20 protein-coding genes are annotated in these 17,996 nt (G+C 55.3%); 10 read left to right on the top strand and 10 right to left on the bottom strand.

Translation table 11 applies throughout. The annotated features are described in order from the left end of the window. Positions 1 to 18: 18 nt before the first annotated feature. Positions 19 to 270, bottom strand: a complete 252-nt coding sequence (locus PLANPX_RS16675; RefSeq protein WP_152099826.1) for a hypothetical protein — start codon at positions 268 to 270, stop codon at positions 19 to 21. Positions 271 to 750: 480 nt separating this feature from the next. On the opposite strand from PLANPX_RS16675, the gene PLANPX_RS16670 reads away from it, so the two are divergent. Further along, positions 751 to 1,017, top strand: a complete 267-nt coding sequence (locus PLANPX_RS16670; RefSeq protein ID WP_172992119.1) for a sigma factor — start codon at positions 751 to 753, stop codon at positions 1,015 to 1,017. After that, positions 1,014 to 1,439, top strand: a complete 426-nt coding sequence (locus tag PLANPX_RS16665; RefSeq protein WP_152099824.1) for a helix-turn-helix domain-containing protein — start codon at positions 1,014 to 1,016, stop codon at positions 1,437 to 1,439. Before PLANPX_RS16670 ends, PLANPX_RS16665 begins: the two co-directional genes overlap by 4 nt. On the opposite strand, the gene PLANPX_RS16660 is transcribed toward PLANPX_RS16665, so the two are convergent. Next, positions 1,395 to 2,366, bottom strand: a complete 972-nt coding sequence (locus tag PLANPX_RS16660; protein WP_152099823.1) for a hypothetical protein — start codon at positions 2,364 to 2,366, stop codon at positions 1,395 to 1,397. The genes PLANPX_RS16665 and PLANPX_RS16660 overlap by 45 nt on opposite strands. Before the next feature lie 586 nt (positions 2,367 to 2,952). On the opposite strand from PLANPX_RS16660, the gene PLANPX_RS16655 reads away from it, so the two are divergent. The 7 genes from PLANPX_RS16655 (at position 2,953) to PLANPX_RS16625 (ending at position 10,052) form a co-directional block, all read left to right on the top strand. Then, on the top strand, positions 2,953 to 3,420 hold the full coding sequence (locus tag PLANPX_RS16655; RefSeq protein ID WP_152099822.1) for an Rrf2 family transcriptional regulator: 468 nt from the start codon (positions 2,953 to 2,955) through the stop codon (positions 3,418 to 3,420). Then, positions 3,410 to 4,129, top strand: coding sequence for a class I SAM-dependent methyltransferase (locus PLANPX_RS16650; RefSeq protein ID WP_152099821.1), 720 nt, complete (start codon positions 3,410 to 3,412; stop codon positions 4,127 to 4,129). The genes PLANPX_RS16655 and PLANPX_RS16650 overlap by 11 nt, the downstream gene beginning before the upstream one ends. A gap of 66 nt (positions 4,130 to 4,195) precedes the next feature. Further along, complete coding sequence (locus PLANPX_RS16645; protein WP_152099820.1) at positions 4,196 to 4,933, top strand: class I SAM-dependent methyltransferase; 738 nt, start codon at positions 4,196 to 4,198, stop codon at positions 4,931 to 4,933. Between the two features lie 119 nt (positions 4,934 to 5,052). Continuing rightward, on the top strand, positions 5,053 to 6,378 hold the full coding sequence (locus PLANPX_RS16640; RefSeq protein ID WP_198421747.1) for an APC family permease: 1,326 nt from the start codon (positions 5,053 to 5,055) through the stop codon (positions 6,376 to 6,378). A gap of 1,369 nt (positions 6,379 to 7,747) precedes the next feature. Then, positions 7,748 to 8,407, top strand: a complete 660-nt coding sequence (locus PLANPX_RS16635) for a PEP-CTERM sorting domain-containing protein (RefSeq protein WP_172992118.1) — start codon at positions 7,748 to 7,750, stop codon at positions 8,405 to 8,407. A gap of 10 nt (positions 8,408 to 8,417) precedes the next feature. Beyond that, positions 8,418 to 9,101, top strand: coding sequence for a type II secretion system protein (locus PLANPX_RS28475; RefSeq protein WP_152099817.1), 684 nt, complete (start codon positions 8,418 to 8,420; stop codon positions 9,099 to 9,101). Positions 9,102 to 9,116: 15 nt separating this feature from the next. Next, complete coding sequence (locus PLANPX_RS16625; RefSeq protein ID WP_152099816.1) at positions 9,117 to 10,052, top strand: PEP-CTERM sorting domain-containing protein; 936 nt, start codon at positions 9,117 to 9,119, stop codon at positions 10,050 to 10,052. Between the two features lie 793 nt (positions 10,053 to 10,845). Here PLANPX_RS16625 and PLANPX_RS16620 read toward each other — a convergent pair. The 7 genes from PLANPX_RS16620 to PLANPX_RS16590 all read right to left on the bottom strand — a co-directional run bounded on the left by PLANPX_RS16620 (position 10,846) and on the right by PLANPX_RS16590 (position 14,911). Next, a complete protein-coding gene (locus PLANPX_RS16620; RefSeq protein ID WP_152099815.1) occupies positions 10,846 to 11,121 on the bottom strand; it encodes a hypothetical protein in 276 nt (91 codons plus the stop codon). Positions 11,122 to 11,181: 60 nt separating this feature from the next. Beyond that, on the bottom strand, positions 11,182 to 11,913 hold the full coding sequence (locus tag PLANPX_RS16615; protein WP_232536146.1) for a DUF932 domain-containing protein: 732 nt from the start codon (positions 11,911 to 11,913) through the stop codon (positions 11,182 to 11,184). Positions 11,914 to 12,420: 507 nt separating this feature from the next. Continuing rightward, positions 12,421 to 12,768 (bottom strand): hypothetical protein, encoded by a 348-nt coding sequence (locus PLANPX_RS16610; protein ID WP_152099813.1) that lies wholly within the window; start codon positions 12,766 to 12,768, stop codon positions 12,421 to 12,423. A 229-nt stretch (positions 12,769 to 12,997) separates the two neighbouring features. Further along, positions 12,998 to 13,468, bottom strand: a complete 471-nt coding sequence (locus tag PLANPX_RS16605) for a putative toxin-antitoxin system toxin component, PIN family (protein ID WP_152099812.1) — start codon at positions 13,466 to 13,468, stop codon at positions 12,998 to 13,000. Next, entirely contained in the window at positions 13,465 to 13,764 is a 300-nt protein-coding gene (locus tag PLANPX_RS16600) for a hypothetical protein (RefSeq protein WP_152099811.1), read from the bottom strand. Before PLANPX_RS16600 ends, PLANPX_RS16605 begins: the two co-directional genes overlap by 4 nt. Before the next feature lie 45 nt (positions 13,765 to 13,809). Next, positions 13,810 to 14,232: a hypothetical protein gene (locus PLANPX_RS16595; RefSeq protein WP_152099810.1), complete on the bottom strand. Its 423-nt coding sequence runs from the start codon at positions 14,230 to 14,232 to the stop codon at positions 13,810 to 13,812. After that, on the bottom strand, positions 14,225 to 14,911 hold the full coding sequence (locus PLANPX_RS16590; RefSeq protein WP_172992117.1) for a ParA family protein: 687 nt from the start codon (positions 14,909 to 14,911) through the stop codon (positions 14,225 to 14,227). The genes PLANPX_RS16595 and PLANPX_RS16590 overlap by 8 nt, the downstream gene beginning before the upstream one ends. A gap of 837 nt (positions 14,912 to 15,748) precedes the next feature. Between PLANPX_RS16590 and PLANPX_RS16585 the strand changes: the two genes are divergently transcribed. After that, a complete protein-coding gene (locus PLANPX_RS16585; RefSeq protein WP_152099808.1) occupies positions 15,749 to 17,128 on the top strand; it encodes a replication initiator protein A in 1,380 nt (459 codons plus the stop codon). 107 nt (positions 17,129 to 17,235) lie between these two features. Here PLANPX_RS16585 and PLANPX_RS16580 read toward each other — a convergent pair whose 3' ends face one another. Further along, positions 17,236 to 17,847: a hypothetical protein gene (locus PLANPX_RS16580; RefSeq protein ID WP_152099807.1), complete on the bottom strand. Its 612-nt coding sequence runs from the start codon at positions 17,845 to 17,847 to the stop codon at positions 17,236 to 17,238. Positions 17,848 to 17,996 lie beyond the last annotated feature (149 nt).

Raw genomic sequence — 17,996 nt, 5'->3', positions numbered from 1 at the left:
TAGATGGTTTTGGGAAGTTTAGAGGTTGTACTGCCCGGTCATTAGGAAACTCGCTTGCGCCGTCAACGACTCCGCCCGACTGATGTCGGCCGGCGTCCCACTTTGCAGGCATTCCGTCACCTCGCGCTCCAACGAATCCAATTCTTCCCAAGATGTTTGGCCGGGATCATCGCCCACCCGCAACCACCCCCAGAACGCAACGATGCGATCTATTCGATGTTGCAGCGCAAGCGCTTCCTCCGTTGACAACCCGTCAATGCGATTATGCATCGCGGCATCCCCCACTGATTAAAACATGAGACTCGACGCTACCCACGCGGATAGAATCTCCTCTCAGAAACCACTTGCATCTCGCTGCCGTGCAACACCAGCAGGCTGGTCGCTGCGCAACGAGACTATCCCGGACGTGCCAGGAACGGTCGCCGGTGTACTAGACACCGTTTCAGGCCTTCTCAGCTCCAAGCGGCCGAGCAAGGCAACAGGTGACAACTACCTGTGCGTGAAGGACTAGGGTTGTCAGTGCGTGTTTATCTCTCGGTTTAATGTGGATGTCAATCCCGGGTTTCAAAAAGTCGGAGGATTCTCGCGATACCTTGCCCAATTTGCCACGGCGTGTCGTAACGTTTCGCCCGATCGTGCCGGGACGTTAGAGGTTATGCAACACCGCGTAACCGTTGACACAAACGTTGACAGCTCCAGATACCGAGCAGAATGGAGGTAGTGTCCACTTTTCACCCGGAGACCTCATCTATGTCAGACACCGAATTGATGTTCGCCGTCGCCGCTGGCGACGAATCCGCCAAGGCCGCCATCATCGATCGCCACCGGCCTCGGGTGGTTCGCGCCGCCGCTCGCAAGCTGGATCAAGCCGCCGCGGAGGCTGTCGCCGACCGGGTGTTCACCCGCATCTTTCAATTTGCCAATCAGTTCGACCCGGCGAAGGCCGAGCTTGGGGCCTGGATAACGTGGCTCGTTAGTCGGTTGACCGCGAATGAAGTGCGCGGGAGAGCGGCATGAACTTCCAAAAGCTTTTAACCCAGCTCGACGACGTTGACGACCGGTGCGCCGAGACCGTCGCCGCCGGCATCGCCAACGAGGTCAGCGAATGGGCGGCGAAGCATGGCCACCCGGAACTTGTAAGGGAATGGACGCCAGCCGCTCAGCCGATCGAAGTACGGAAGTATCTCGCGATGGCAATCGCGGCGACGGCTGAGAAGCCAGAGCCAGGGCCGGAACCGCTGTTGTCACCGCCGGAAGTTGCTGAGCTGACTGGCTCAGCGCCAGAGACGGTCATCGAATGGATCAAAACCGGCTTCCTGAAGGCGTCGAACCTCGCAACGGGACAGCGCCCACGCTACATGGTGAAGCCGGCCGATCTCGACGACTTCCTAACCTCACGCCAAGTACCACGCGCGAACGCCTTCCGAGCACGCCCGTAGCTTGTCGTCGAACGTCTTCTGGCGGTACTGGGTCGCCATGTCATTCCGCGACCAGCCGCAGATGCGGTCAATGACCGCTTGCGAGCCTTCTGCGACCGTGACGAACGTTCGGCGAAGTGAGTAGAAGCCGTGGTTGGTGACCTCGCATTGCCCGCAAAGGTCCACGAACGTGTGGGCGACGTTGTGTCGATTCCAGCCAACGCTTTGATGCTTCAGGGCTTCGACGGTCTCCGGCCAGAGCCAGCACCGGCGCGAGATACCCGTCTTCGGTCGGGCGAAGTTGTGCCATTCGCCATCAGGACCGGGGAAGAGCGAGCAGTCTTTCGGTCCGAATGCACAATTGATTCCAAGCAGCAGAATCCACTTGAAGCTGTCGTCGGCCGTGGCGACCAGCTTGCGAAGATCGGCCGCTTCGTAAAGGCGAACGCCCGCAGCTTCCTTCGCAGCTCGTAAGACACGTTGCGCGGGGGACTTCAGTGGTTTGCCGGCGTTCGGGAAGATCATCCGCGCGATGACCAGCCGGCGCTTGAGCGTCACCGGCCCAAGCGTCTTTATCTTCTTTCCCTTGGCTAGCGCGATTCGCAGGCTGTTAAACTCCAGCGAATCGGCCGAACGGCCTCGCCCGTAGTGGGCTTCGATTACTTCGCAGGTCCGCTTGTATTCGGCGAAGGTGACCGGGGTGATGTCGCCGGTCGCCAGTTGGGCCTGTTTGTCGGCGAGGAAGGCATCGGTCAGGCTACCGACAGTTTTCCGGTCGACGACGGTCGAGCCGTTCATGTACGCCAGATACTTGTCGAGCGCGGCTTTGGGGTCGCGCCACGGACCGAAGTAGCGGACCTTGCCGCCAATTCGAGCGGCCCATGATCCGCGAGAGTGCGCGTAGAGAGGGTAAGCCGCGTACGGCTTCTGGGGTTTTGCCTTAGCCATGTTCAAGTCTAGGTCGGGTAGGAGGCGTGGTACCAGGCGTGTATGTCATCGCCGGCAGCACAACCGATTCGATCCGAACTAGCTTGAAAACCCTGGAAAATAAGGCAAATTTGAGTAGTACCGGAGGCCGGACTTGAACCGGCACGCCCTTGCGGGCACTGGATTTTGAGTCCGAGAAAAGATGTTACGAAGTGTCCGAAAGATGCCTGGACACTACTCGGATGGCACGCGAAATCTCGGTCCTTTCGTCACACTTCGCACCGATCCAACCCGGGTGGTATCTGGAAGGTGAACGGGCAGATCTGCGTCAGATTTGCGTCAGATTCTAAGAGGTGCGTAGCCAGCCGATTGCGTGAGCGATCCTTCAGGAAGGTGCACCTAGCGATCAGGCGAATTCCTAATCCCTTCGGGCCGATCAGAAGTCGTTAGGCGATCTCTCGCCAGATGAGCGGTGAGAGTGCAGCGATATCATTGGTCGAGCCAAGGGCTCTAATGCCCAACGCGGAATGCTGCTTCAAGAGCGCCCCTATCGCGTACTCGACTCACGGGCTTGACGCCCCCACACTCATGTAATATCATAAGTTACATGAAACGAGACAGTCGTTTATCGGGCGTACTTCACATCTTGCTGCATATGGCGGATCGGGCGGAGCGTGTCACATCTGAGGAGCTTTCCAAGATGATGGCGACCAACCCAGTGGTCATTAGGCGCATCATGGCTGGGCTTCGGAGGCAGGGATATGTGCAGTCGGAAAAAGGCCATGGCGGCGGTTGGACGCTGGTTTGCGACCTGTCGAAGGTGACCTTGCGAGACATTTACAGCGCGTTAGGCAGTCCCTCACTTCTCGCCATTGGCAATCGCACCGAAGAACCTGGCTGCCTCGTCGAGGAGGCTGTAAACGCTGCGCTGCAACCAGCATTTAACGATGCAGAGGAAATGCTTCTCAATCGCTTCGGTGAAGTGACGCTCTCCATGCTGAAAGCGGACGTTCAATCGCGAATGAAGGCGCGCGGCAAACATCGTGGTGTTCGCAAGGACGCTCATGCCACCTGAGTTGCAAAAGCCTTCTGCTGCTTTCTCGGATCCGGAAGCCGTCGCCCGCTACGCAGAAGGACCACCGCGCCTAGTGCCAGGCTTTGCCGACATGCACCGGATGGCGGCGCTCCTGCTTGCCGAACGAGTTCCCGAAAAAGGTAGTGTGCTCATCGTGGGGGCGGGAGGAGGACTGGAGCTGAAGACGTTCGCACAAGCGTCTCCTAGCTGGGTGATCGATGGGATCGACCCATCCATGGAAATGCTAGATCTCGCTAAGAAATACCTCGAATCGTGCCCATCACGAGTTCAACTTCACCATGGCTTCATCAACGTCGCGCCCGAAGGACCGTACGACGCGGCGACCTGTCTTTTGACCATGCATTTTGCATCAATTGAAGAGCGGCGGGAAATGGCGGCCGAGGTGTTTCGCCGACTGAAACCTGGCGCACCCTTTGTGGTGGTTCACTTCAGCATTCCAGAGGGTGCAACTCAGCGGTCGATTTGGGCGTCGCGTTTCGCCGCGTTCGCCATGTCTTCCGGCCTCAGCGTCGCCGACGCGCAGAGGGCTCGGACCGCACTCGAATTGTATTTGACCGTTCTCTCACCAGAACAGGATGAAGCCATCTTGCGTGATACGGGATTCACAAACGTCAGCTTGTTCTACGCCGGATTCGCCTTTCGCGGGTGGGTGGCCTACGCGCCCAATGCGCCCATGGAATCGACGTGAAGAATTACAATACGCGCGAACTGGTTGCGCGTGGGCAGCTAACAACTCGTACTAGGAGACGTAGTTATGAATATCAGTTCCAACCCTGTGGTCGTGCTTGCAATTGCAGTCAGCATCGCATGGGTCAGTGAATGGAAGGAAGTCGCTGCGGCTGAGACCAACGGGAAGACGACCGCTCAACAAGAAGCTCAACAGGAGGAACATCGTATGCATAACCATCACCAACATCGACACCCTTTTGCAGATCCTGCTGAAATGCAGAAGAAGTGGAACGATCCAGAACGTGACAAGTGGCAACAGCCGAACACGATCGTCAAAGCCCTAGCCTTGAAGCCCGGCGACGCCGTCGCCGACATCGGCGCGGGGACGGGCTACATGGTGGCTCCCTTGAGTAAGGCAGTAGGGCAAGATGGAACAGTCGTAGCCATCGATTCGTCGCCGGAGATGGTCAAGTATCTGGCCGAACGAAAAGCTGAACTAGGTCCGGCGAATATTGTGCCTCGCAAAGTGGACGCGAACGATCCGGAGTTGGACGCCGCATCCATGGACGCAGTGTTGACTCTCGACACTTGGCATCACCTCGACGGTCGAGAGGCATACGCCAAGAAGGTGTACGACGGCCTGAAGCAGGGCGGAAGGTTTGTGGTGGTGGATTATGCCGTCGACGCGGAAGTCGGGCCGCCGAAAGCGATGCGGATCACGCCGGACCAAGTGACCAAGCAACTCGAAGAGGCTGGCTTTGAAGTCAAAACCATTCGCGAATCAATGCCACGGCATTACATCGTCGTTGGCACCAAGAATTAGCGGCGTATTCAAAACCTGGCTGAGTTGCTGGGTTCGGATAAAGAAGATGCGCGAAGGAATCCGTAATCGTAATGGGGTCTCTAAGAGAATCGCCGCAATCTGGTCCGCAGTTCGGCCTCATGACGACAATCTTCATTGTCGTCTCAAGCACCATCGGCACAGGAGTGATGACGACATCGGGACTCACGGTTTACTTCGTCGGCAGCAATCAACTAATGCTAGCCCTATGGGTAATCGGCGGGGTGCTGGCGATGTGCGGAGCACTGACGCTTTGCGAACTATCCGCCTCTTTGCCGCGCACCGGCGGTGATTATGTGTTCCTTTACGAGGCGTATGGCCCTTTGGCGGCGTTTCTCTCGGGTTGGGTGTCCTTCCTGATTGGCTTCGGCGGTCCGATCGCCGCGTCGGCGTGGGCAGCGGCCGAGTACCTACTCGCCCCTCTAGGATTAGACAACGCGACGGGAGTTCCTCAACAGGCGGTCGCCTCGGTGATGATCATCAGTCTAGGGCTAGTGCACTGCCGAGGCCGTAGTTCGGCAATGCTGACGCAGGGCGCGATGACCGCCGTGAAAATCGCGATACTCGTCGCGATGGCGATTGCCGGACTGGTGGCAGGTCGGGGCGGATGGGAAAATCTCGTCGACCGACCGCCACTGACGCCAAGTGTATTAATCACGATGGCGTCGTCATTGGTCTACATTTCTTACGCCTATACTGGCTGGAACGCTGCGGCGTACGTAGCCGGTGAGGTCGACCGGCCGCAGGAGCAGATGCCTCGCGCGATCTTGATAGGCACAGGCTTAGTGATCGTCCTCTACCTCATGTTGAACACGACGTATGGATTGGCACTTTCGGCCGTCGACGTTCGAGCGATCGTCGGCACGCCAGACAACATCGACGCGATCGCACCGATCGCACAGATTGCGGCAGAACGGTTGTATGGTCAGCGGATCGCCGATTGGTTATCAGTGGCGATTGGGCTGACGCTGCTTGCTTCCGTGAGCGCCTACATTCTAACGGGCCCACGAGTCATCTATGCGATGGCCTGTGCGGGGCATTTCCCCGCAGGGGCAGGTAAAATCTCGACTCGTGGTACTCCAGTGATCGCTACCGTATTGCAGGGCGCCTGGTCGCTGATACTACTCTGGACCACTTCGTTCGAGTGGATCTTACTCTATTCAGGCGTAGGCCTGGCGGCATTTTCAATGCTAACAGTGAATGCGGTGTACGTATTACGCCGCAGAAGGCCTGATCTTCCACGGCCATTCAAGACGCCTGGTTATCCTCTTGTACCGGCGGTCTTTCTAGTGGGGACCACGCTGCTAACTGGAGCCGTTATTTACGAACGTCCAGTTATCTCGTCCATTTCCCTGCTCACTATCGCTTTCGGTGTGCCGGTATATTACGTCTGGGTTGCCGTCGCTCGGCGCTATTCTGACGAGTGAACGTAACCTTGCCGTCTTGAGAAACGCAACTCGCTTGAGTGCGCACGTCCTGAGTAGTAGCGCAGCAATCGTTACCCACTTAGCAGGATGTCGGGTGGTTTCCACAAACCTTCCTCCGCTGGAAGGATTGAAGGAGCTTCCGTTCTCGGACAGTAGAGCCGCATGACGGGATAGTTGGTGTTGTTGGGCGCTGGAATCCAGTTGCCTTGCCTTTTTGGGGATGCCCTTATCCTTGTACAAGCCCGAGTGGATTGTCACGCATGCGGATTCTGTGTGATACCCCGAGCCGAACGAGGAAACGTGGTCCGCTGAGAACTGAGCGTCGTTCATGAGAGAGTATCGAGAGGCGTACCGTTCTGGCTCCATAGTTGTGTGGCAGAAAGCACCATATGATGCCGGATCGGTAGAGAGTGGAATGGAAATCCAGATGGCCACGGCGCTACCTACGGTGCGTGACCTCGACTCCCGGCATCGGTGGTTGCTGACAGGTTAAATCTCAGTAAATGGTTGTCGCTGCTCTCCGCACAACGTAAACTATCACCCTTGCCTCGCTGTCTAATCGCGAGGGTTCGGGGGTGGTCCGTGCGTCGTAAGCATCGATTGATTGCAGCTATCGCCTCATTGGCGATGATTATCGGCGCAATCGGCGTACCTCTGCCTACTGGCTCTACCCAGCATGCTGGCGACCCATTCCCCTGTCAGAATTGCCCCTGTGGCTGCACGGACGCTGAAACTTGCTGGCGTGATTGTTGTTGCTTCACGAATACCCAAAAAATCGAATGGGCCGAGAAAAACGGGGTAAAAGTCCCTATTTTTGTGGTCGCAGCAGCCCGCAGAGAGTTGTCAGCGAAACCGACTTGCTGCGAACATCGCAACGCATGCTGTAGCGATGGTGCTTGCTCCGAACGTGAGCCATCCGATAGCAAGATCGTATTGCTCGTCACCGCTTTGAAGTGTCGCGGCATCAGCGTATCAGTGGGGATGTTACCTCCTGCACTTCCACCGCTTCACTACGCGTTCGGTCCTCCCGCTCTCGAAGTTAGCGAGTTGCCGGGCACTCGGTCTGATCTCTACCTATCGCCAAGTTATGACGTGGCGACTCCACCACCGGACGCTGCATAGCGTTCGTCTTTTGCTGTCACGAATTGTTTTGATGGCGCCCACGTTTGTGTGTTTTTGAAACGCTACTTCTAGCGTTAGCGCAGATCGTGCGCGCATGATTCAGCAACTATGGAGTATAAGTCTAATGCGTCTAAATTGGTGTCTTATTGCTTTGGCTTCCCTAGCCACGTCCGTTGCTCCCGCCTGGGGGCACGGTCCGCAGATTCAACTCACCGCCGAAAGCGGGAAGATCATCACACGACAAGTGATGATCGACGACTACACGCCCGTGAGCCCGGCAACGTCGATTTACGTTTTGCCGGTGACGAGCGTTTCCAATATCTGGGTTGTGCAGCCACCCGGAACCACGGGTTCCGGTCCCGGCATCGCTCCTGGAGTTGGGTTCGTTGATGCAGCTTCCCATCCGTTTAAGACAGGGAACTACACGACGAGCATCGTGGACGGGTTGAAGAAGTGGAATGGAACGAGCTTCGTCGATACGGGTGATTCGCAATTGCAGTTGTATAAGACGGTGAGCGGAAATCCGCTGACTGCGACGACGACTGATAGCGGGCCTTTTGCATCGCTCACCTATCCTTTGACGGTGACCAGCGACGAAGCTCACACAGGCATGGGTTTCCGGTTTCTAGGCGATGGCGTCTCGAATACCAGCACATTAGCGGACGGCGTTTACCTTCTCAGCCTCAAAGTGTCGAACGAGACGCTCACTGAGTCGGACCCGTTTTATTTCGTGCTGCCAAAGGGAGTCACATCCACGGAAGCCGGTGCGGCGACGTTTGCATTTGCGCAGCAACAGGGAATTGGCGCAGGAGCCATCCAGGCCATGACGGCCATCCCTGAGCCTGCGAGCCTGGGCCTTGCGGCTCTTGCTTTGGGCAGTTGTGCAATGCTGCGTCGAAAGCGATAAGGCTGATCCAATGCACGTAGCCCGAAGGGCGATGACACTAGTCGAACTATTAGTGGTTATCGCAATTATCGGCGCGATGGTTGCATTGCTCTTACCGGCGGTACAGAGCGCGCGGGCTTCCGCGCGCTCTGCCGCTTGCAAGAACCAACTACGACAGATTGGTTTTGCGATCATCGGCTTTTGCGATTCAAACGAAGGGCAATTTCCACACAACGTCCACTTCGGCGAGACGCTTAGTTGGGTCGATACCCTTGCTCCATACATGGAGAGTGTTGATGCCATTCGGATCTGTCCGGAAGACCCGATTGCTGACGAGCGCCTGGCTATCAAGGGTAGTAGCTACGTCGCCAATGATTTCATCATTAATGACATTGCTGCCAACCAGGTCTCCGACAAAGTGCGATTCCTACGTCAGATCGAAAGCACCCATCGGACGATGGTTGGATTTGAAATTGCAGACAAATGGGGAGCCGACCCTAAGAAAATCGTCGAGCACGCCCACGCATCGAACTGGTTCACGCCACTTAACATCCAGCGTGGTTTTGTGACCTGGGCAATAGAGCAGGACATTCATCTAGAGAGACATTTTAGCGCCTCAAATTACCTTTTCCTTGACGCCCACGTTGAGACGATAAGCTCCGATCAAATAAAGCAGTGGGTCGATGAGGGATTTGATTTTTCCAAGCCTCAGTAGGCTAGGAGGTTAACTATGAAATACACGCTCGCGATGGTTTTCGCGCTGGCGGCAGGAATCTGTTACGGCCACGGGAACCCGATACATGTCAATGTCACGAATGGTCGACTCGTTGTTAGCGGCGGTCTTAGTACGCCCGGTGGTTTCGTCAGCATGGCTTTCGATGACCACGAGGATGCCTACCTGGATGTTGCGCCGGGCTTCACTCTCGGTTCTACGCTGCCGGGGTACGATGTGAATGGAATGGAAGCAGAGAGCCAGCTGAATATCGAGGTCATTGCGAGACCGGATTTCACCCTCCCGAACGGACCGCTGCGGTGGATGTGGTTTTGGGATAAGGAATCGCAGCAGCTTGATATCGCTCCGAGTAACCCAACTCTTGAAATGGCCTCTCAGCGGCTGTTGGGAAACGTCGTACTAACGCAATTCGATGCACCGACTACGGGGGCGTCGATGCAAGTGTTGCAGCCACTATCCACTGACCTAGGGACGCACCAACATCCGATTCTGTATTTGTTGGACGATGCCCCAGCGGCGAAGTTTGGTGCTTACGGTTTATTCGCCCGGCTAACGTCGCCGAGCTATGGATCGTCAGAGCCGTTCTTAATTGCCTTGAATTACAACCTGTCGGTTGAGGACTTCCAGATCGCTGCAAAAGAAATCAATGCTGCGGCGAAGCTCCCCGGGGACTATGACAACAATGACGTTGTCGATGGAGGCGACTTTCTCCTCTGGCAACGCACCCTTCATTCCACGACCGAACTTGAGGCCGATGGCTCGTTGAACGGCGTAATAGATGCGGATGACCTCACCTTGTGGAAAGAGAACTTCGGAAGGGTCACCACAACTTCGGTATCGCCCATTCCTGAACCGTCTACACTCGTTCTTCTGGGGCTGAATTTATGCGGCTTGTGGCGATTTCGACGTCTGGCTGTGAATGGTAACGAATGAAATGTTGCTCAATCGTCTGGCCGCCGCAACTGATTCGGCCATTCCGTGATCGAAGCGGTGGGAGTCGCTGGCTGCAACTGCTAAGCGAAGCGTCTTCACCTGCATCTCTACCTGCCTTCGTCGTCCTATCATCGTCGGGGCTCGCCCCGCTGAGGCCGCGAGGCCCTTGGCCCCGATGATGATAGGGCGATGAAGGCGTTCTCCTCAGCAATCACTCTTTCAGCCTCCCCACCCTGCCTTTGTTGGTCGGAGTCTGAGGGGTTCTTGGAATTTGAATTCTGCCACGGCGGATGAATGCACTCATTCGACTGATGCTCGATTTCGCAGCGCGGACACGCTGCCATCGTAGATTGGGCGAACCACTTCGCATTGCAATCGATACAGACAGAGTACCAGTAGTTAATTGTCATCGAGTGAATTACCGCGTTGATGTTGTGTGAAGCAATTGCCCGCTTTCAAAGACCGTCCAATGTCAGAAGACACAGCCTCTCCAGCCGGAGAGCTTCCCACGTTCAAAAACGACGATTGCGAGACTTCGCTGCTGTCGTGAACGTGCCCGCCGAGTAGTCGGCCTCAGAAATATGGCGTGGTGTCGGATGTGAATGGCTTCACTTGCCGAGAAGCCAGAGAGCAGCCAATGGAGTCGCCGCGATAACGATCCGCAGGAGCTTTGTCATGCGTTTTCGTTTCTGGTGACGCAGACTGTTTAAGAGAAGGTCATGTTGCATACGATGCCTCTAGAAAGAAAAGAGAGGGCCGGTGGTGCAATGCATCGGTAAGAACCTCTCAATTTCTACGCTGCTCGATCATTCGCGCCGCTGTCTTGTCCCTGCTCGTAGATCCAAGTGTGGGCGAGATCAGCGACCTTCATCACGAGATGCAAGTCGTCGCGGCCGAAGCTGTCGCTTTGTCGCCACTGCGTTCCGTCCTTGTAGATTCTTTGGAAGGTGACGTTGTGACGAATGCCGGTACTGACTTCATTTTCCCAGATGGCGGCCTTAATGCGTCCAAGACGAATTTCGTGGACGGGGCGAGCCTTCTCGGATTGTTGTTGCGAAGAAGTAGCCATTGATGACTTCCTTATTTGTGAGAACTGATGAAAAACCAATTGGAAAGAGAAACTTCGAAGCTATTGGGCTAAGGCCAGAAGAGCCCCTGCCCTTTCGTCAGCGTCGGTACGGTCACCGGCGTTAACGATCTCACCCGACATGCGAGTGAGGGCGTCGACGAGAGCGAAGATCGTGAAACGACCCTGCTGCTCGGCAATTGCCATCGCTTGCTTTGCAACGCTACGGCCAATGCCGTTTTTCGTCAGCGTCTTTAGCACTTCGTCGGCGTCATCGCCGAGCTTCGTGCGCATTGCTCTGCCAATGACTTCGATGAATCCCGCACGCCGCTCGTCGCGCTTCGCGACAAGTGCCTCAATGATTCGTTTCATCTCAGTGAGTGCTGAGTGAACGCTTGAGGTATGCTTGCGGGTGAACTCAACGACCTCTGTCGCGTCCCAGACGATGTGGTTCTGACACACTGCCTGGAACCAGAACGTCTCGATGCCGATCGAACGCTTGCCGACCTCCGAATTCCAGATGAAGAATCCGGGAGCGAAAGCTTCGCCTTCGATTTCAGTCCAGCCTTGGGGATCAATCAGAAAGCAGAATAGATCCTGCTCTCCTGCGTAGAGGCCCGTCGCTCCATTCATCCCGACCTGGGGTGGCTGGAAGTCGACTGCGAACTCTTGCAGCATGGCAACCACGTCCGAATCATGGAGCCGGGTGTATCCCGTTCCGTGAATCGATCGAATTACCTGATCCCTGTGATAGAACTGAAGCGGCTTGTTGCTGCGCGGCAACGTTTCTTTCAATGCCGAAGCCGCCGTGTGGGGAGAGAGACGATTGATGGTCTCTTTACCGACTGCGGCGCACTTACAGAGCTGCGAAAAGCTCCAGTCATTTAGGAGAAACGCTCCGTCGGAGCCGAGCCTGACGCCGAAGTCTTCGCCGACAAGTTCCGGCGTGATCTGACTTGGCGGATGCCAGACGTCAACTGATTGCTCACGCTTCGCGCTGCAATAAGTTGAAAGGGCTCCGAGGGATTCGAACGACTCGTCTGGACTTCGCCGGAACAGTTCCTGCGAAGCACGAGTCAGGTTTTGCTTTTCCATGGAAAAGCTCCTTGTAGAAGTGGCGATTGAGTCGGAATAGCACGGTGCTATTCCCTAGATACACAACCACGATTGAAACCTTTGTTGCACCACCGGTCTCTCATGCAGGAAGCGCGCTTGCGTTCCTTCCATGAGAGCTCGGTGATTAGGCTTCTACTCACCACGTAACTACAAAGAGCAAATCGGGACGGATCAATAACAAACGGATCAGAGTGCGGCGCTGTTCGCGTCACTTGATGCAGCGGGTTCAGACGCTTCATCCTGGCGTTCGCGCTGGGAGATCCAGTCGCACGCTTTCTCAACGACCAGCTGCACTTCTTCACGATTACGAGAGAAGAAGTTCCGTGAGTAGCCTGTCTTGCTGCTGCTCATGCTTTTCCAGGAGCGGGAAAGCGAGAAGTCATAGTAGGCGTAACCTGACAGCGATTGACGCTGCCAGATCGATGCCGCGACGGCGCCTTCTCTAATCATGTGGACTGGCTCGGCAGTCTCAGGTTCCGCTGCTGCGCTCTTTTTCTTCGCGTCGGACTTTAGTTCTTGCTTCGATTCATTCATGGCGAGGACCTCCTAAACATCAAAAGGTTTGGTCATAGTGCCACCGTCGAAATCGCTACTCAAAAAAAAGTTTGGGCGGTGATATGGCGGCTGAATGCATCATTGCCGCGCAGGATCAGCACTACTATTGCCGTAACTTCCCGGCAGCGTCCGGGAATCGTCCGCTGGAGACGCGAGCGGGGAGGCGGCAAGAGTGCAGCCGAAGACAGGATCGCCGCGATGGCGGGCCTTAAGGAGAAGGAGGCGTTGCAATTCCCTCAAACTCAGCAGCGCTGACAATCCGAAGGCTTGGAAAGCGGTTGCGAAACTCCGTTCCCACCACCGATGAAGAGTCCATCAACTCCAGCAGATCCTGATCGTCAGTGACGAGGAAGGGAGCGTTAGCGGCAACAGCGAGGTTAATGTACTTGCTGTCTTTGGGATCGCGGGCAAGAACGTAGTGCTCCGGCACGTTGTTAATCCAAGTCGCCATGCGAAGATGGCGAGCGAGAAAGGCATCAACTGCTTCAGGGGTCAGGGCTGGGAACTTCGCGAGAAGTTTTGGTCGGGTAAGAACGTCGCGAATCTCGGCCAGCGTTTCTGGTCCGAGACAGAGCGTCACGTCACCCTGATAAACTAAATCGAAAAGGGGCCGTGCGAGACGAGGGCGGGCTGCCGCTCGCAGAAAGAGCATGCAGTCATAGACGGCAAGCGTACTCACGCGCTTTTGGCTTTCCTGGCTTGCTGCTCCTGCCACACGTCAGTTCGGAGTTCCTCGCCCAGTTGGTCGAGATCTCCGTCAGACATTCCGCTTTCTTCAACCTGCTTGCGAAATGGCGCAAGGAGTTCATCCACAGACGGCGCACTTAAGGCGTCGTGAAGCAAGCGGGCAGCGTACGCCGAAACGTCTTCGCCGTTGGCCTTCGCCCGTTCCCGAAGCATCTCTTCGGTCGCTGGAGGTAGTGGAATCTGTAGCATGTCTAAATTATAGCACGGACTAAGAAAAACCGCAGCCAAAGAATGATTCCCTGGAGGGCGGCTGACTTGCTGCACTTACAAGGGCTAATCGAGGTAACCGTTGTCCTTTAGCCAACCCTGAACGGCGAGTTCCATGATCTCCTGCTGGGTGGCGGGCCGGACATTCTTGAGTTTCTGTTCCAGGTGGGCACGACGCAAGGCGTCGGCGGTGCGCTGTTCCAGTCGGGTGGTAATGGAGACCGTAATGCGGTTGGTGAGGTACTGAGGGGCCTGAACCTTCTGCGTTCTCTTGGCCTTCGGCTCTTTTGATTCTGGGACTACTTCAGCAGCAGTATCCACTGGAGCTGGTGCGGTGACCGTCTCAGTCTTCAGCTCAACGGTATGAACGGGAGGATTGGGCTCCTTCGCAGGAACGCCGCTTTTGATGAAGGCGAGCGCTTCAGGGCCGAGCTTACTAACTTCGGGCGTCATCTTAAGAGCGCTTCCCATGGAACGTCGATCATTCATTGGCTGCTACCTTTCCTGTTTTCGGCTGTTCCTCTGTTCCGAGGAACGCAAGTTTGTCGGTCATTAGTTCAACGAAGAGCTGCGTCAGTTCGGCGGCAGCTTCCTTTGCCTTGTACCCCATTCGTGTCACGACCGTGCCTTGTTGCGCGGCGTCGCGGTACGGTTGCAGGTCGCGGATGTGTGATTTCGTCACTTGGAGCCCGAGGCTCGGCGCCGCTTCTGCCATCTCGCGAGAGATTTTGTCCCGCGTTCGCATGCGGTTCAGGACGAGTCGCCCTTGAACTTTTCCACCGTTGATCGACTGGGCATATTTCAGCGCCTGAGTCGCTTCGGCTACCGACCGCAAATCGAGTATCGAGGGCGAGATCGGAAAGATCGCGAGATCGGCCAGAATGAGAAGTGTGCGGCTCGAATCGTTCAGACCACCCGGACCATCGGCGATGACGAAATCGTGCGACTCAGCCAAACTCTGGGCTTCTGAGAGGACATCTTCGGGCGTGCCCGCTGTGCGCGCTGTAATTTGAGGCTCAACTTCTTCGATCCACTGCCGTGCCGAGAGCTGCCGGTCAACGTCGAGAAGTGCGACCTTGGCCCCACGGTCGAAAAGCCAGACGGCGAGGTGGACGGCGAGGGTCGACTTCCCTACTCCGCCCTTCGTGTTTGCAAAGACAATCATCATGCGGACAACGCTAGCCCGCATGCAGACGTGCTGACAAGATAGTATTTATGCAAACAAGATTACTTGCTTAGTTACGGACAGGCATACGTGCAGACCATCTGACGTGCGGCCTTACTTACTGACCTGCACACACGCTTGCGGCCTTGTCAGCAAACCAGCCATCAAGCAAACCAACTTGCAAACATGCTGACATAGAATCATGCCGAAGCGACGCGATTCTCGCTCGCGAGTGATCGCGGATCTCTCAAAAAGATCCTTGTCAGATCTTGAATTGGAGAGGTAACTTTAAGACGGTTAAAATGCCGGACCTTCCGTTTGCCTTCTGGCTGTGATGAGTCCGGTGAATCAGATTGAAGACGCAAAAAAACCGACCTGGTAAGTCGGCTTCTTTGCTAGCTGCACGCCTTGGTAGGAGCGGGCAGGAATAGGAATCGTTGGTGACACACGAACTCTATTCCCGCCACTTTGTTCCTGTCAACAGACTTTTTGTATCTAGCGTTCAGCGATCTCATTCCCGTAGGCAAATTCGCTTACCGGGAACTGAGGCAGATTTTTCAATCAATTTCTTGAGTGTCACTAGCCCTTATCTCGGGGTACCGGGATTTGAGACAGAACTACTGGGTTTCGGGGCAGCTAAGCACCGGGACGTGAGACAGGAGTTTACCGGGAACTGAGGCAGGGAATCCTGCAAAGTACCGGGAACCGAGACAGGAAAGCGAAGCGATTCGCCAGCACTAGCGCGAGGTTAGCGAGAGGTAACTCTTGTTATTAACTATAAGAAAAGATCAACAACACGGGCCAAGCTGGTGGTGTTTTATTTACGAAGCGGGAAAGGGGATGGAAGAGCAGCTAAGAGAAGAGACTTGGAAGCCGCTGTGGAATTTCGATCTGACCGATGGTCGCGACGAGTTGAACCTTGCCGAGTTCCCGCTTGCCGCAATTGCGAATCGAGTGCCTCAGGGACAGAAAACATTTTCATTTGAAGACCAGGTCTGGGACGAGGGAGCGAAGCAGAAAGTCAATCGCAAGCTCACGATCTCAGGCTCAGATCAATTCGGACTGCCGACTGCACGCGACAACGATGTGCTGCTGGCCCTCATCCATCTAACGAAATGCCGAAATTCGTTTCGCGAACCGACTGTCCACTTCACGCGATATGAGCTGGTGAAGTTTTTGAAATGGGATGACGGCGGGAAATCGTATCGGCGGCTCGAACATTCGCTGAACGTGCTTGCGAGCGTCACGCTTTTCTACAATCGCGCGTGGTGGGATCTAAAAGGCAAGAGCTGGCGCAATCGCACGTTTCACATTTTGGAATCGGTCGATCTTCGCGGGAGGGAGTCGGTTGGGGCGGGAGAGCAACCACTTTCGTCCCTCACTTGGAACGGAACAATCTTCGCGAGCTTTGCGGCAAACTACATCAAGAAGTTGAACCTCGAAGTCTATTTCCAGTTAGACGGCGCTGCGGCGCGACAAGCCTATCGATTTCTCGATAAACGCTTCTATCACAAGCGACGATGGGAGTTTGATATCCGCGTGTTCGCCTGTGAGCATCTAGGCCTCAGCCGGAGCTACGATACAGGCCAGCTAAAGCGGAAGCTTGAACCCGCATTTCAGGAGTTGGAGCGAATCCATTTCATTAAGCCAATGTCACGCCACGAGCGGTTCGTGAAACGTGGTCCAGGAAATTGGATCGTCATCGCAGAGAAAAGTGAAAAGCAAATCGCGGTGGCCGAAGAAAAGGGACTAGGTAGATCAGCAGCGAAGTTAGTTGAGCGTGGTGTTACGCGAACAGTCGCTGAGGAAATCGCGACTGAGTTTTCCGCTGGTCAGATTGAAAGGCAGATTGCGGCTTTCGACCAGCTTCCAAAAGAGAAGCGCTTGGCCATCAAAAATGGTGGCGGGTACTTGGTGAGAGCGATCAGGGCCGACTACTCCGTCAGCCCGGCATCGAAACTAGAAGCGAAGGAAGTCTTAAAGCCTCGCGAGATCCAACTGACTGTTGAAGACAGAAAACGCGAGTCGCGACGAGCCTATTGGAAGGGACTATCAGTTTCAGAGAAGGCAGCAATCGAGAAGCTTGCCTTCGAGCACGCTGATTCATTTGTCCTTAGTGGATGGGAGCGGGCGCTTGAATCCGGTTCTGAAGCTCTAACTACGGGCTACCGAAACACAATTATCGATCAGGAGCTGGATCGAATGCTGTGTGTGTCTTAGGTATTGGGTCAAGGGTCGTAGTTGGGTAGGTCGGAGCTGGCTGGAGGAAGGTCAGAAGACGGGACCGGCGCATTACACCGATCCCAGCTTTTTGAAACACGGGCCGCTTAGGCAGCGCGGTCCAAATTCACGTGTTGATAGCTCGGAAGCGATTCCAAGCACGTTCGGATGCGATGCCACATTGCAAGCTGCGCATCGGTAATGTCAGTGTTCAGAATCGAATTCAAATCACGGCGCACGACGCTTGTTGCACCGAAGACAGATGCTCTGCTTAGGTTGAATCGCACTTGCCATGACTTCCAACGAGAATCCTGGTGCGCTTCAAGAGAGACAAATCCGCATCCACAATTCATACAGAAATGAAATCGGCCACCATGCCGTTTCTCGCACCAGTCGGATGCATGGTGCCACATGTCAGTGCCGAGTGCAGAATTCTCGAACCAATCAACAACCTGATCCATTACAGGCAGCTTAACCATATTCTTGCTCCCTGCTTCCAGGCCGGTGAATGGCACATAGCACATTCCGAGATCATCGGAGCAGGAAGAAAGCATCGCTCCAATCAGGACAAGGTCGGTTGTGAGGGGCTTCGCCATGTCCTGGGACATAACCGCCAACAACTCCGCGAAATCGATGTTCGGAAAATGTTCCCCGATTGTCGCTGCGTCAGCCTCTGTCGCTGGTCGTTCCCATGGATATCCCTTGTTATCTACGCACATATGTCATTGCTCCTTAATATTGTGATTCACCTCATTTACGGGTGCATATATGTCCGGCCCCGATGGACCAGATAAAAGTACTTCGAATCCTATCATTCGAAGTGGGGGAGACAAACCCTGAATAGGAGGGTCAGAACCTTTTGTAGAAC

This window comes from Lacipirellula parvula (genome assembly GCF_009177095.1).
GTDB classification, from domain to species: Bacteria; Planctomycetota; Planctomycetia; order Pirellulales; family Lacipirellulaceae; genus Lacipirellula; species Lacipirellula parvula.
The sequence above is the reverse complement of the archived record's forward strand: the minus strand, read 5'-3'. Positions and strand labels throughout refer to the sequence as shown.

Bases quoted from the DNA above. Each gene is read 5' to 3' on its own strand.
- PLANPX_RS16675 (WP_152099826.1), bottom strand. From the start codon at position 270: ATGCATAATCGCATTGACGGGTTGTCAACGGAGGAAGCGCTTGCGCTG.
- PLANPX_RS16670 (WP_172992119.1), top strand. From the start codon at position 751: ATGTCAGACACCGAATTGATGTTCGCCGTCGCCGCTGGCGACGAATCC.
- PLANPX_RS16665 (WP_152099824.1), top strand. From the start codon at position 1,014: ATGAACTTCCAAAAGCTTTTAACCCAGCTCGACGACGTTGACGACCGG.
- PLANPX_RS16660 (WP_152099823.1), bottom strand. From the start codon at position 2,366: ATGGCTAAGGCAAAACCCCAGAAGCCGTACGCGGCTTACCCTCTCTAC.
- PLANPX_RS16655 (WP_152099822.1), top strand. From the start codon at position 2,953: ATGAAACGAGACAGTCGTTTATCGGGCGTACTTCACATCTTGCTGCAT.
- PLANPX_RS16650 (WP_152099821.1), top strand. From the start codon at position 3,410: ATGCCACCTGAGTTGCAAAAGCCTTCTGCTGCTTTCTCGGATCCGGAA.
- PLANPX_RS16645 (WP_152099820.1), top strand. From the start codon at position 4,196: ATGAATATCAGTTCCAACCCTGTGGTCGTGCTTGCAATTGCAGTCAGC.
- PLANPX_RS16640 (WP_198421747.1), top strand. From the start codon at position 5,053: ATGACGACAATCTTCATTGTCGTCTCAAGCACCATCGGCACAGGAGTG.
- PLANPX_RS16635 (WP_172992118.1), top strand. From the start codon at position 7,748: ATGATCGACGACTACACGCCCGTGAGCCCGGCAACGTCGATTTACGTT.
- PLANPX_RS28475 (WP_152099817.1), top strand. From the start codon at position 8,418: ATGCACGTAGCCCGAAGGGCGATGACACTAGTCGAACTATTAGTGGTT.
- PLANPX_RS16625 (WP_152099816.1), top strand. From the start codon at position 9,117: ATGAAATACACGCTCGCGATGGTTTTCGCGCTGGCGGCAGGAATCTGT.
- PLANPX_RS16620 (WP_152099815.1), bottom strand. From the start codon at position 11,121: ATGGCTACTTCTTCGCAACAACAATCCGAGAAGGCTCGCCCCGTCCAC.
- PLANPX_RS16610 (WP_152099813.1), bottom strand. From the start codon at position 12,768: ATGAATGAATCGAAGCAAGAACTAAAGTCCGACGCGAAGAAAAAGAGC.
- PLANPX_RS16595 (WP_152099810.1), bottom strand. From the start codon at position 14,232: ATGAATGATCGACGTTCCATGGGAAGCGCTCTTAAGATGACGCCCGAA.
- PLANPX_RS16590 (WP_172992117.1), bottom strand. From the start codon at position 14,911: ATGATGATTGTCTTTGCAAACACGAAGGGCGGAGTAGGGAAGTCGACC.
- PLANPX_RS16585 (WP_152099808.1), top strand. From the start codon at position 15,749: ATGGAAGAGCAGCTAAGAGAAGAGACTTGGAAGCCGCTGTGGAATTTC.
- PLANPX_RS16580 (WP_152099807.1), bottom strand. From the start codon at position 17,847: ATGTGCGTAGATAACAAGGGATATCCATGGGAACGACCAGCGACAGAG.